Source organism: Chimaeribacter californicus, from assembly GCF_002858675.1.
GTDB lineage: Bacteria > Pseudomonadota > Gammaproteobacteria > Enterobacterales > Enterobacteriaceae > Chimaeribacter > Chimaeribacter californicus.
In genome coordinates this window covers 1-13,027 of the sequence record NZ_PJZF01000014.1, presented here as the reverse complement: position 1 = coordinate 13,027, position 13,027 = coordinate 1, and the positions used below count along the sequence as shown (strand labels likewise).

Below are 13,027 nucleotides of genomic sequence, written 5' to 3'. Positions count from 1 at the left end.
GAACGACCGCCTGCCGTTTCTTCTAGTATGCGTTACTGCGGGTTGACCGGATCGAGCCAGCCATATTTATCTTCAGTCTCACCGGTGAACAGGCCAAAGAACGCTTGCTGGATGCGTTTGGTGACCGGGCCGCACTTGCCGATGCCAACCTGAATGCCGTCCACGCTGCGTACCGGGGTGATTTCTGCCGCGGTGCCGGACATGAACACTTCGTCTGCCAGGTACAGGGATTCGCGCGACAATACCTGCTCGCGGACTTCAATGCCCAGATCTTTCGCCAGCTTGATGATGGCGTCACGGGTGATGCCCGGCAGTGCGGAGGAGGTGAACGGCGGGGTGAACAGGATGCCGTCTTTGACTTCAAACAGGTTTTCGCCTGCGCCTTCAGAGACATAGCCGTGTACGTCCAGCGCGATCCCTTCCTGATAACCGTGGCGGCGCGCTTCGCTGCCTACCAGCAGGGAGGAGAGGTAGTTACCGCCCGCTTTCGCGCCGGTCGGGATGGTGTTGGCGGCCACGCGGTTCCACGAGGAGACCATCGCGTCGATGCCCTGATCCAGCGCTTCTTCACCCAGATACGCGCCCCACGGGAAGGCGGCGATGATCACATCGGTCTGGTAGTCATCCGGCGGGTTCACCCCCATGCCGACATCGCCCACAAACACCAGCGGGCGGATGTAGGCGCTGGTCAGGTTGTTTTTACGCAGGGTGGCGCGGCACGCTTCCATCAGCTCATCCACGCTCTGGGAAACCGGCAGGCGGTAAATTTTGGCGGAGTCACGCAGGCGCTGCATATGTTCACGGTGGCGGAAAATCGCCGGGCCGTTGTTGGTCTGGTAGCAACGCACGCCTTCAAAGACGGAAGTGCCGTAGTGCAGCGCATGGGACATTACGTGTACTTTGGCTTCTGCCCACGGAACCATCTCGCCATTGAACCAAATATAATCCGCTTTCTTAGTCATGCTTCTTTTCCTTCTGACGCTTCAGGCGCGTATTTGTTGTGATGTGTGTTGTTGGATTTCGACGCAGGCGACATCCATCAGTTTGCTTAACTGACTAGACAGTAGATCCACCGGCCGCTGGCTGGCAACGGTCAATTCAATATTCACGTTATCGCTGTTCCCGGCGTGGCCCATGTTCATGGCGCAAACCTGAAAACCACGGTGCCGCACCACGCGCAGGACGCGTTCTAACATTTCGGGGCGGAAGCGGGCCTGAATGGATACCTGATGTTGCATCATGACATTTTCTCCAACATGGATTCGTTACCGGCGCCCGGCGGCACCAGCGGCCAGACGTTCTCGTTTTCGTCGATGGAAACCTGGAGCAGATAGGGCCCCTCGCTGCGGTACAGGGCGTCCAGGGCGGCCTCGACCTCGTCTTTACGGCTGATACGCTGGCCGGGAATGCCGAAAGCGGCAGCCAGCATCAGAAAATCGGGGTTATCAGACAGGTTGGTTTCACTGAAGCGGCCCTCAAAAAACAGCTCCTGCCACTGGCGCACCATGCCTAACCGCTGGTTGTCGATCAGCACGATTTTCAGCGGCAGCTGTTTGCGCTTGATGGTGCCCAGCTCCTGCACGTTCATCATGAACGAGCCGTCACCGGAGACGCAGATCACCATGGCATCCGGGCGGGCCACCTGTGCGCCGACCGCAGCCGGAACGCCGAAGCCCATGGTGCCCAGCCCGCTGGAGGTGATGAAGTTCTCCGGGCGGTTAAACGTCATGTGCTGGGCTGTCCACATCTGGTGCTGGCCGACGTCGGTCGTGACAATGGTGTCCGTGGGTTTGCGGTCAGAAAGCTGTTTCAGGAACAGCGGGGCGTAAATGGCCTCGCCGGGGTGATCGTAACGCCAGCCGTTGGCGGCCTTCAGCGCCATGATCTCCTGACGCCAGCCGTCAATCTCCAGCGGCTGTTGCAGCGCCGGCAGCAGGGTGTTCAGGTCGCCTTGTAACGCCACATGCGCCTGACGCAGCTTGTTCATTTCTGCCGGGTCGATGTCCATGTGGATGACTTTCGCGTGCGGGGCGAAGGTATTCAGTTTGCCGGTGACGCGGTCATCAAAGCGTGCACCTACCGCGATCAGCAGGTCACACGCCTGCACTGCCAGGTTGGCCGCTTTGGTACCGTGCATCCCCAGCATCCCGAGATAGCACGGGTGATCGGCATCCGGTGCGCCCAGCCCTTTCAGGGTCGCCACTGCCGGGATGCCGGTTTCAGCGATAAAGGCGCGTAATGCCGGCACGGCCTGCGCCATCCCCACCCCGCCGCCGACATACAGCATCGGCTGACGCGCCTGCGCCAGCATCTCACGCGCCTGCGCCAGTTCTGCGGCCGGGTGAACCTGTTGTTCTTCGACCGGCATCAGGTGCGGCGTCAGATCGCCGATGGCCAGCTGAATATCTTTAGGGATATCAATCAGCACCGGGCCGGGGCGGCCACCAGCGGCAATGGCGAACGCTTCAGCGATGATGCCCGGCAGCGCGTCCAGTGATTCCACCAGGAAACTGTGTTTGGTACAGGCCAGTGACAGGCCCAGAACGTCGATCTCCTGGAAGGCGTCGGTGCCGATCAGCGCCGAACCCACCTGCCCGGTGATAGCGACCACCGGGATGGAGTCGAGCAGTGCATCGGCCAGCCCGGTGATCAGGTTAGTCGCGCCGGGGCCGGAGGTGGCAATACACACCCCGACTTTGCCGGTGGCGCGGGCATACCCAATCGCTGCCATCGCAGCGCCTTGCTCATGGCGACACAGTAGGTGTTCCACACCGCCGTCATACAATGCATCGTACACCGGCATGATGGCTCCGCCGGGGTAGCCGAATACCGTGTCCACTTCCTGTGCGCGCAACGCTTGTACAACCCACTGTGCACCATTCATGGTTATTCCCCCGCCTTACTGCGGGAAGCGCAGAATATTATGCTGTTGTTCATCTTCTGTCCTCGCTTCACTTTTCACTGGCCATAAAAAAACCCCCGGACCTTACGGTGCGGGGGTTCTCTTCAGTTTCAGACTTGTTTTCTAAGCCTTTCTTCGTCCAAGTGCAGCCCCGCACGGTGGGATAATAATCACCACCACGCTAATCACGACTAGGCTAACTACCTGGAACAGGGCTTTCATATACGGGTCTGACACTCTTCATCTGTCGAATTAATGCCTACAGAGTTATCACAGGCGCTTAAACGATGACAATACTTTTTTTGCGTGACTATTCATCAGCCAGTGATAGCAGTTCAAATAATTAGCCTGTAAATCAATTACTCACACCCGAATGCGTGGCCACGTTTTCGCCAGATGAATTTTTTGCAACTTCAGGGTTCAGCGCCTGCCCGCGGGTATCGCGCCCAAACGCCACCAGCACCGCAATCACGATGGCGACCGTCCCGGCCACGATGGCCATTGCCAGCCCATAATTGCCGCCATGGCTCTCGGCAATGTACGCCTGCAACGTGGCATTGACCGACGCGATCAGGTTACCCAGCTGATAAACAAAGCCCGGCAATACCGCCCGGGTATTCGGCGGCACCAGTTCTGTCAGGTAACTTGGCACCACGCCCCAGGCACCCTGCACCATGAATTGCATCAGGAACGCACCCAGCCCCAGCATCCAGCTGCCGCCGGAAAACGCCCACAGCGGAATCACCGGCAAGGCCAGCAACGCAGCAATAATAATGGCTTTCTTACGGCCAATTTTTTCTGATAACACGCCAAAAAATACGCCGCCCATAATGGACGCGATATTGTAGGAAACGGCGATGATACTCACCATATGTGGGGTGAAACCGTGCTGAACTTTCAGGAAAGCCGGGTAGAGATCCTGCGTGCCGTGGCTGAAGAAATTGAAGGCCGCCATCAGCAATACCAGGTAGACGCACAACCGCCAGTGTGTTTTGAGAACCGGCAGCAGCGCCGTACTCTCGTGGCGCTCCCGCGCAGCGAGCCAGACGGGCGACTCCTGCACGCAAAAGTAGATAAAAGGCAGTAAAAGCAGGGGAACAGCGCCGATAATGAACATGCCACGCCAGCCAACGGCGTCAAAGAAGAGGCCATAAACCACCGCCGCCAGCAGGTAGCCGAACGGGTAACCGGCCTGGAAAATACCGGACATCAGCCCGCGTGAGCGGTCAGGGATGGTTTCCATTGCCAGTGACGATGCCACGCCCCAGATGCCGCCCATCGCGACGCCATACAGCACGCGCAGTACCAGGAAAAAGGTCAGGGAAGGCGACGCAGCGGAACAGAGTTCAAACACCGAAAAGAACAGAATATTGACCATCAGCACCGGCTTGCGGCCAAAACGCTCCGCTGCCCGGCCAAACAGCAGCGCCCCTATCGGCCTTACCGCCAGCGTCAGTAAGATCGCCAGCGTCACCTGCTTGATATCGACCTGGAACGCCTGCGCGAGATCGCTGAGCAGAAACACCAGCACAAAAAAATCAAACGCATCCAGCGTCCAGCTCAGAAAACTGGCGATAGCAACATTACGTTGCCGGGGTGACCATCCGAACATGAGATATCCCTTTTATAGCGTACTGCGTGAGGGGTGCAGCCCCGGAACAGGGCGCGCCTGAGATGTTATTTTTTACTGCTAGATGTTTTCTAATTGTTAAATACACGCCTGATGCCTCGCTGCCAAGATAATTAGGATGCTAATTTGTTTCAGCGCGCGAGGATCTGTTAGCGAGTATTGCCTGTTGGAATCCGCCTCTCAGGAAAACCGGGTAACCGGCTGATATGCAGCTTTTTTCCGGCAGGCAGGTTCCGGTCTGGGATGTTGTGGCTATGACTGACCGGGCAACGGCGCGATGATGCGCTTTTTGCAAGGAGGCTTTATGGCACTGGCCGTTATCGCGACCCGCGCTACTCTGGGCGTACAGGCCCCTGACGTCACTGTTGAAGTGCATATCAGCAACGGGCTGCCCGCCCTCACGCTGGTCGGCCTGCCGGAAACCACGGTAAAAGAGGCGCGTGACCGGGTACGCAGCGCCCTGATTAACAGCGGCTTCGCTTTTCCGGCTAAGCGCATCACCGTCAACCTGGCCCCAGCCGATCTGCCTAAAGAGGGCGGCCGCTATGATCTGCCGATCGCGCTGGCCATTCTGGTCGCCTCTGAGCAATTATCGGCAGATACTCTTTCCCGCTATGAATTTCTGGGGGAACTGGCGCTCTCGGGGGATTTACGCGGGGTCAACGGTGCCATTCCGGCAGCACTGGAAGCGGTGAAGGCCGGACGGCAACTCATCCTGCCCGCAGATAATGCCGCTGAAATGACGTTGATCGCACCGGGACAGGCGCTGATTGCGCGGGATCTGTTGCAGGTATGCCACTTTCTGGCGGGCGATGCCACGTTACCGGCGGTGGAGCCGTTGCCGGCACAGGAGACCGAGGGTGATGCCCCCGATCTGAATGAGATTATTGGTCAGGAGCAGGCGAAACGAGCGCTGGAGATCGCCGCGGCCGGGGGCCATAACCTGTTGCTGCTTGGGCCGCCCGGCACCGGGAAAAGTATGCTGGCTTGCCGCCTGAACGGGTTATTGCCGCCGCTGACCGATCAGGAGGCGCTGGAGAGCAGCGCGGTCGCCAGCCTGGTGGAAGTAGGCGGTAATGCGCGTGCGTGGCGTGCGCGCCCCTTTCGCGCGCCTCACCATAGCTCGTCGATGGCGGCACTGGTCGGCGGCGGCTCCCTTCCGCGACCGGGCGAGATCTCGCTGGCACACAATGGTGTGCTGTTTCTGGATGAGTTGCCGGAGTTTGAGCGCCGGGTACTGGATGCACTGCGTGAGCCGCTGGAGTCCGGGGAGATTGCCGTTTCACGCACGCGGGCGAAAGTCTGTTTCCCGGCCCGGGTGCAGCTGATCGCCGCGATGAACCCCAGCCCGACCGGCAATTACCAGGGCCTTCACCACCGCACGTCGTCCCAACAGGTATTACGCTATCTCGGCCGCCTTTCCGGCCCTTTCCTCGACCGGTTTGACTTGTCGATTGAGGTGCCGCTGCTGCCGCCGGGCACCCTGAGCCGCACTCGCCCGCCCGCAGAGCCGAGCCGGGAGGTTCGGCAGCGGGTCATGGCCGCGCGGGAAATACAACTGGCGCGGGCAGGAAAAATTAATGCACGGCTCAGCAGCCATGAGATTGATCACTTTTGCGCACTGTCGCCCGAAGACGCGCAGTTTCTGGAAAGCGTATTAACCAAGCTGGGGTTGTCGGTACGCGCCTGGCACCGCATTTTGAAAGTGGCAAGAACCATTGCCGATCTGGCAGGGCAACCTGCCCTTCAGCGTTCACATCTCGCAGAGGCGCTCAGCTATCGCTGTATGGATCGACTACTCTTAAAACTGCACCAACAGGGTGAATAGCGGACAAATAAAAACGGGGCCACTGGCCCCGTTGAGTATTAGTCGTCGCTTTCGGTGTAGTCTTCGACGGTATCCATCTGCGGCTTGCCGCCCGACAGAGTATGGAAGCGTTTCGGACGGCGGATACGGGTAACGTATTTAGTCCAAACTTTTTCAGCTTCCGTCGTTGGCTCGCGATCGCCGCGGCAGACTGCCAAAAACTGCACTTCTTCATCCGTCACCGGGTCGCGTTTTCCCAGATCCAGCTCGTTAAACGCATAGCCGTGGCGCTCTAGCAATTGCGCCTCTTTAATGGTGAAATCGCCGTGGCGGGAGAACCCGCGAGGATAGTGTTTGTTATCAAAAAAACGATTTGTCGTGGTGAAGCTTTCCGCCATCTGACACGCTCCTAATTCATTCATGGCCGTGCTGTTTATGGCGCGGAGTATTAGTTAGGCTTGACATTGTGTAAAACAAAACATTTAAATCTATACGACAAAAAATTTTGGAGATGGGTGTGGACACGGAATTACTGAAAACCTTTCTGGAGGTCAGTAGAACTCGCCATTTTGGTCGCGCGGCGGAATCACTGTATTTGACGCAATCTGCGGTAAGCTTCCGTATCCGTCAGCTTGAAAACCAGTTGGGTGCCAATCTGTTTACCCGTCACCGCAATAATATCCGCCTGACGCCGGCAGGTGAGCGGCTGCTCCCGTATGCGGAAAGCCTGATGAGCACCTGGCAGCAGGCGAAGAAAGAGGTGGTGCGCTCCCTGCAACATGCGGAGCTGTCAATTGGGGCAACGGCGTCATTATGGGAGGCGTTTCTCACGCCCTGGCTGCAAACCCTCTACCAGACGCATAACGCGTTACAGCTGGAGGCCAGGGTTGCCCTGCGCCATTCACTGGTCAAACAGTTGCATGAGCGGGAATTGGATCTGCTGATCACCACAGAACAGCCGAAAATGGATGAGCTGGCCAGCCAGCTGCTGGGGAATTTTTCGTTACGTCTTTTTACCGGCTTGCAGAATGGCCCACCCTCCCGCAAAAATTACATCCGGCTGGAATGGGGCGCAGATTTTACCCAGCATGAGAGCCGGATTATTTCGAACGACCAGGAACCAATGTTGACCACGACGTCTGCCTATCTGACCCGTCAACTGGTGGAAACCACCGGAGGATGTGCTTTCTTGCCCAGCCACTGGGCGCGCCTCTACCCAAAACTGGAGGTGAACGACGATATCCCTACCCTCGTCCGCCCCCTGTATGCCGTCTGGCTGCAAAACAGCGATCAACATGCTTTAATCCGGCTGTTGCTGAAAACACCGGTACAGACAGAAGTTTAAGAGGCTGCCGCGTCGGGGCGAGGATGACGCAACCTGGCCCGCCGGGCAATCCAGAAGACGTTCATGCCTTTTTGCATACCGATAAAGACAAACAGCAAAATTCCGATCACAATTTTGGTCCACCAGGAACTGAGTGTGCCGTCAAAGGTGATGTACGTCTGAATCAGGCCCTGAATCATCACTCCGAACAGGGTACCCAGCACCGTGCCCACGCCACCGCTCAGTAAGGTACCGCCAATGACTACGGCGGCTATCGCATCCAGCTCTACGCCACTGGCTGCCAGCGCGTAACCTGCCGACGTATAGAGTGAAAAAACAATGCCGGACAGCACCGCCAGGGTGCTGGAGAGCATGTAAATATAAATTGTGGTTCTACGCACCGGCACGCCCATCAGGCCCGCCGAATGCGCATTACCGCCGATGGCGTAGACGTTATTGCCAAAGCGGGTACGGTGCGCCAGCACAATGCCCATCCCGACCACGATCAGCATCACCAGCGCCAGCAACGTAAAGCGGCCGCCGCCCGGCATTTTCCAGGCATAGCTGGCAAGTGTGGTGTAGACCGGGTGATCAATGGGAATCGACTCTTCAGAGACGATGAAACTCATCCCGCGGATAAAGAACATACCAGCCAGTGTAATGATAAAGGCCGGAAGTTTCAGCGTGTCGATAATCCATCCCATCAGCCCGCCAAACAATGCGCCCATCACCAGCACAATGCCAAATGCGGCAAAGGGGTTAATGCCCATATCACCAATCAGTTTAGCCAGCAGCACGCCGGTAAAAGCAATCACTGAGCCGACCGACAGATCAATACCGCCGGACAGGATAACAAACGTCATACCGACCGCGACTATGCCTAGGAAGGCGTTGTCGGTCAGCAGATCGCCCATGACACGGGTAGAAGCAAAGCCGGGAAATTGCGTCAGGCAGTAGCCATACCCCAGGATAAACACCACGATGGTGATCAATAGGGGAAGATTGCGTTTCAGCATCAGGGTTTTCTCCGTAACAGGCCGCGCAGGGAGACGCGCGGCGACTGCACCACCAGAACGGCCAGCACCACCACCGCTTTCAGTACCAGGTTAAACTCCGGTTTAAAACCAGAGAGCAGAATGCCGGTGTTCATGCCCTGGATGATCAGTGCACCAATCACCGAGAGCAGCAGGTTAAAGCGCCCACCAAGCAGCGAACCGCCACCAATCACCACGGCCAGAATCGCATCCAGCTCCAGCCATAATCCGGCATTATTGGCATCCGCCCCCCGGATATCAGCGGTGACAATCACCCCAGCCACTGCCGCACAAATACCGCAAATCACATACACGGCAACCAGTACTAACCGGGTATTCACCCCGGCGTTATAGGCGGAGCGCAGATTAATGCCGACAGATTCAATAAACAGCCCGAGTGCGGTTTTGCGGGTCAGCAGCCATACGGCCAGTAACATCACGGCCGCGATGATGATCGGCATCGGCAGGTAGAAAAGCGCGCCGCTACCCAGATGGGAGAAGGTGCCGCCATCAAAGGTAACGATCTGCCCCTGGGTAATCAGCTGGGCAATACCGCGCCCGGCGACCATCAGCATCAGGGTGGCGACAATAGGCTGGATCTGTAAAACCGCCACCAGAAAGCCGTTCCACAGCCCGCAAAGTGCCCCCACCGCCAAGGCCGCCGGCAGCACCACGGCCAGTGGCTGCCCGGCACTGGTCAGGGTGGCAGCGGTAGCACCGGCTATGGCCATCACGGCGCCGACCGAAAGGTCGATGCCGCCGGTGGCAATGACCAGCGTCATGCCCAGCGCCAGTAAAGCAACCGGCGCGCCACGGTTAAAAATATCGATCAGGCTGCCGAACAGACGGCCATCCTGAATGTGAACAGAGAAAAAATGTGGGGCGACCAGGCTGTCTATCAGCAAAATAATCGCCAGTGCGCCGAACTGCGTGGCGCCTTTGGGGAGAACCCAGCGAATCTTGCGGGGAGTGCCTGTCATCGGTACGCTCCTGTGGTTCATGGCGGGCTCCTATTGCACAGCAATGGCTTTCATAATAGACGGGACACTGATCTCATCATGCTCAATCGTGGTGATATGCCGCCGGTCACGCAGGACCACCACGCGATCTGCATACCCGGCCAGTTCCTCGAGTTCTGATGAGATCACCAACAGCGCCAGCCCATCAGCGCACAACTTTTCAATCAGCCGGATAATTTCCGCATGGGCACCGACGTCAATGCCGCGTGTGGGTTCATCAAGGATCAGGAATTTGGGCCGGGTCGCCAGCCAACGGGAAAGCAGGACTTTTTGCTGATTGCCGCCGGAAAGGTACTGGATCTCCTGTTCCGGCCCGGGGGTGCGGATGCCGAGCAGTTTGATAAATTCCGCCGCAATCTGCTGTTGCTCCTTAAACGGAATCGGGCGTAACCATCCCCGCTGCGCCTGCAGGGCGAGGATAATATTTTCACGCACCGTCGCCGCCCCTATGATGCCGTCAGTCTTGCGATCTTCCGGGCAATAACCAAAACCGAGCCGGGCGGCTTTACGCGGGGTCGTCACCTTGACCGCCCGCCCCTGCACTTTCGCCCGGCCGGAGTCATATTTTCTGATACCAAAAATCAGTTGTGCCGTTTCCGTGCGGCCGGAACCCAGTAATCCTGCCAGCCCGACAATTTCCCCAGGACGTACCGCAAGGTCAAAATTTTCCACCACGCCACGGCGGCCGTAATCTTTAAACTCTACCCATGGTGCGCCCTGCGCCGGCGCATGGTCGGCCCGTTTCAGCAACGCCTCATCAAAACTGTGGCCCAGCATCATCTGTACCAGTTCCAAACGGGGCAGTTCCGCAGTGGCACGGGTGCCGACCAGCGCGCCATTGCGCAGCACGGTGATGCGGTTGCTGATGCGGTAGACCTGATCGAGGAAATGGGTGACGAAAATCATCGCGACACCGCGATCGCGCAGTTGCACCAGGATCTCCAGCAACATGCTGACTTCTTTGGCGTCCAGGCTGGCGGTCGGTTCGTCCAGAATCAGCACTTTTGCTGACAGATCAACCGCGCGTGCAATGGCCACAATCTGCTGTATCGCGATGGAATAGATGGACAACGGCTGGCTGACATCCAGATGCAGGCCATAGCCTTCCAGCAATGTTTGTGCCTGGTGTTCCATGCGCGCCTGGTTAACCATGCCAAAACGGGTTGGCTCCCGGCCGATAAACAGGTTGGCTGCAACAGAGATGTTCGGCAGCAAATTCACTTCCTGATAAACCGTACCAATGCCGAGCGCTTGTGCCTGAGCAGTGCTGACGGGATCAATCAACTGCCCTTCGAGCCGGATGGTTCCTTCTGAGCGACGATAGACGCCGGTGAGTGCTTTAATAAGTGTTGATTTACCCGCGCCGTTTTCTCCCAGCAGCGCCACAATCTCGCCACGGTTCAGCGTAAAATCAACCTGTTGTAATGCTTTCACGCCCGGGAATTCAACGGATAAGCCGCGAATCTCAAGCAAAGGTTCAGTGTGCGGATTTTCCATTGCTTACCTCTGTGCGCCCTGGTGTCAGTGCAACATACCGTGAAAAAAACCGGCACCGCAGGGGTGCCGGCTCAGCACTCAGTAGCCCATGCTTTTCTTTTGGTCATACTCTTTTTGCGCTGTATCCGGCAGCATCAGCGTAGAGGCCGTCTGGATAAATTTTGGCGGCTGGGTGCCGTCTTTCTTCATCGCCAGCAGTGCATCAAACGCTGGGCCGGCCATATTTGGGGTCAGCTCGACGGAGGCATTGGCCTCACCATTCAACATGGCTTTGTAAATATCAGGCACGCCGTCAATAGAAACGATTTTGATCTGTGAACCCGGCTTCAGACCGGCTTCTTTGATGGCCTGGATAGCGCCAATGGCCATATCATCGTTGTGCGCGTAAACCGCACAAATGTTTTTGCCGTTTTGCTCTGCCTTAATGAAGCTTTCCATGACCTCTTTGCCCTTACTGCGGGTGAAGTCACCGGATTGGGAACGGATAATCTTGATACCTGGTGCTGAAGCAATACCTTCGGCAAATCCTTTTTTACGGTTGATGGCGACACTGGCTCCTACTGTGCCCTGTAATTCCACCACGTTGCATGGCTTACCTGCGGCTTCTTTCACCAGCCATTGGCCTGCTACTTCGCCTTCATGCACGCTGTCTGAGGCGATAGCTGCGGTATAGAGTGAGGGATCACTGACTTCGATCGTACGGTCGAGCAGGAAGACCGGAATATTGGCCTCTTTCGCTTCGGTTAATACAGGGGCCCAGCCGGTGGCGACGACGGGAGCAATGAAAATAGCATCAACACCCTGAGCAATGAATGAACGAATCGCTTTGATCTGGTTCTCCTGTTTTTGCTGCGCGTCGGCAATTTTCAGGGTAATACCGCGTTTCTCTGCCTCCAGCTTTGAGACTTTTGTCTCTGCGGAGCGCCATCCTGATTCTGATCCTATCTGGGAAAAACCTACAACCAACGGGGCAGCCTGCGCTGCTCCACAGAGCGTGGACGCTACGGCGGCCGCTATCAGTAATCGCCTGTACATATTGTTCTCCTCGCGGGTAGTCTTTGGCTACGCTGTTATTGTGATGTGGGGGTACAGCAGACATTTCATCGCTCAGTGAGGGCCTGGCGTTCTGGCTTCAGGCAACATGGGTGGGCTCAGCCCTGCCCATTTCAAAGACGCACTGACTCAGGATGATGCTTAGTTGTAGTACATTGGAAGAAATGAATAATGAGCCTGATCACATCCCCATATAACAATTATTTTGTACATATCTTCAGCAAAAATAGCCTGAAAAGGGAACGATTCCGCTTAAGGCATTATGTCGGATGCCGTAAAACATGCGCCTAAAAAACAAGCCGAGGAAAAAAGGGATTCAGAATAAAGGGAGAGAGGAAGGAATCATAAAAGGAGAAAGAGAAGGAAAGAAATGCTATTGCCGATCGATAGACGAAAAAAAACCCTTCGCTTTCACGAAGGGTTTTTATCTGGCAGGGGCGGAGAGACTCGAACTCCCAACACCCGGTTTTGGAGACCGGTGCTCTACCAATTGAACTACGCCCCTAAATAGGGTGGCGGTGCGGACGGGACTCGAACCCGCGACCCCCGGCGTGACAGGCCGGTATTCTAACCGACTGAACTACCGCACCACCGATTCTTTTACGTTAACAGAGAGGTCATTCTGTTAACCGGTGTCACTTGCCTGTCTTTCGACAGGCTTAATTTGATGCCTGGCAGTTCCCTACTCTCGCATGGGGAGACCCCACACTACCATCGGCGCTACGGCGTTTCACTTCTGAGTTCGGCATGGGGTCAGGTGG

General features: G+C 56.9%; 12 protein-coding genes, 2 tRNA genes and 1 rRNA gene. 2 read left to right on the top strand and 13 right to left on the bottom strand.

The genetic code is table 11. The features are described from left to right. Window positions 1-32 precede the first annotated feature (32 nt). The 5 genes from CYR55_RS15220 to CYR55_RS15200 form a co-directional block, all read right to left on the bottom strand. Window positions 33-962 carry a branched-chain amino acid transaminase gene (locus tag CYR55_RS15220; protein ID WP_101817232.1) on the bottom strand — a complete coding sequence of 310 codons (930 nt, stop codon included), beginning with the start codon at window positions 960-962 and terminating at the stop codon, window positions 33-35. 21 nt (window positions 963-983) lie between these two features. Then, the gene (gene ilvM / locus CYR55_RS15215) at window positions 984-1,241 is read right to left on the bottom strand and encodes an acetolactate synthase 2 small subunit (protein ID WP_101817231.1); all 258 of its coding nucleotides are present in this window, start codon (window positions 1,239-1,241) and stop codon (window positions 984-986) included. Continuing rightward, a complete protein-coding gene (gene ilvG, locus CYR55_RS15210) occupies window positions 1,238-2,884 on the bottom strand; it encodes an acetolactate synthase 2 catalytic subunit (protein ID WP_101817230.1) in 1,647 nt (548 codons plus the stop codon). Before ilvG ends, ilvM begins: the two co-directional genes overlap by 4 nt. A 141-nt stretch (window positions 2,885-3,025) precedes the next feature. Next, a complete protein-coding gene (gene ilvL / locus CYR55_RS15205; RefSeq protein WP_072931242.1) occupies window positions 3,026-3,124 on the bottom strand; it encodes an ilv operon leader peptide in 99 nt (32 codons plus the stop codon). Window positions 3,125-3,257: 133 nt separating this feature from the next. Beyond that, a complete protein-coding gene (locus tag CYR55_RS15200; RefSeq protein ID WP_101817229.1) occupies window positions 3,258-4,514 on the bottom strand; it encodes an MFS transporter in 1,257 nt (418 codons plus the stop codon). Between the two features lie 322 nt (window positions 4,515-4,836). Here CYR55_RS15200 and CYR55_RS15195 point away from each other — a divergent pair, with 322 nt between their 5' ends. Beyond that, entirely contained in the window at window positions 4,837-6,360 is a 1,524-nt protein-coding gene (locus CYR55_RS15195; RefSeq protein WP_101817228.1) for a YifB family Mg chelatase-like AAA ATPase, read from the top strand. A gap of 38 nt (window positions 6,361-6,398) precedes the next feature. Here the strand turns inward: CYR55_RS15195 and CYR55_RS15190 are convergent, their stop codons facing one another. Beyond that, entirely contained in the window at window positions 6,399-6,737 is a 339-nt protein-coding gene (locus CYR55_RS15190; RefSeq protein ID WP_101817227.1) for a MaoP family protein, read from the bottom strand. A gap of 119 nt (window positions 6,738-6,856) precedes the next feature. Here CYR55_RS15190 and hdfR point away from each other — a divergent pair, with 119 nt between their 5' ends. Next, window positions 6,857-7,684 (top strand): HTH-type transcriptional regulator HdfR, encoded by an 828-nt coding sequence (gene hdfR / locus CYR55_RS15185; protein ID WP_101817326.1) that lies wholly within the window; start codon window positions 6,857-6,859, stop codon window positions 7,682-7,684. On the opposite strand, the gene yjfF is transcribed toward hdfR, so the two are convergent. The 7 genes from yjfF to rrf all read right to left on the bottom strand — a co-directional run. Beyond that, window positions 7,681-8,679, bottom strand: a complete 999-nt coding sequence (gene yjfF / locus CYR55_RS15180; protein ID WP_101817226.1) for a galactofuranose ABC transporter, permease protein YjfF — start codon at window positions 8,677-8,679, stop codon at window positions 7,681-7,683. The two genes, hdfR and yjfF, sit on opposite strands and share 4 nt — an antisense overlap. After that, entirely contained in the window at window positions 8,679-9,698 is a 1,020-nt protein-coding gene (ytfT, locus tag CYR55_RS15175) for a galactofuranose ABC transporter, ATP-binding protein YtfT (protein ID WP_101817225.1), read from the bottom strand. Before ytfT ends, yjfF begins: the two co-directional genes overlap by 1 nt. Before the next feature lie 9 nt (window positions 9,699-9,707). Next, window positions 9,708-11,213 carry a galactofuranose ABC transporter, ATP-binding protein YtfR gene (ytfR, locus tag CYR55_RS15170; RefSeq protein WP_101817224.1) on the bottom strand — a complete coding sequence of 502 codons (1,506 nt, stop codon included), beginning with the start codon at window positions 11,211-11,213 and terminating at the stop codon, window positions 9,708-9,710. A gap of 78 nt (window positions 11,214-11,291) precedes the next feature. Continuing rightward, complete coding sequence (ytfQ, locus tag CYR55_RS15165) at window positions 11,292-12,248, bottom strand: galactofuranose ABC transporter, galactofuranose-binding protein YtfQ (protein WP_101817223.1); 957 nt, start codon at window positions 12,246-12,248, stop codon at window positions 11,292-11,294. Window positions 12,249-12,695: 447 nt separating this feature from the next. Beyond that, a tRNA-Trp gene (locus CYR55_RS15160) sits at window positions 12,696-12,771 on the bottom strand. An 8-nt stretch (window positions 12,772-12,779) separates the two neighbouring features. Then, a tRNA-Asp gene (locus CYR55_RS15155) sits at window positions 12,780-12,856 on the bottom strand. A 79-nt stretch (window positions 12,857-12,935) separates the two neighbouring features. Beyond that, window positions 12,936-13,027, bottom strand: a 5S ribosomal RNA gene (gene rrf / locus CYR55_RS15150); the annotation flags it as partial.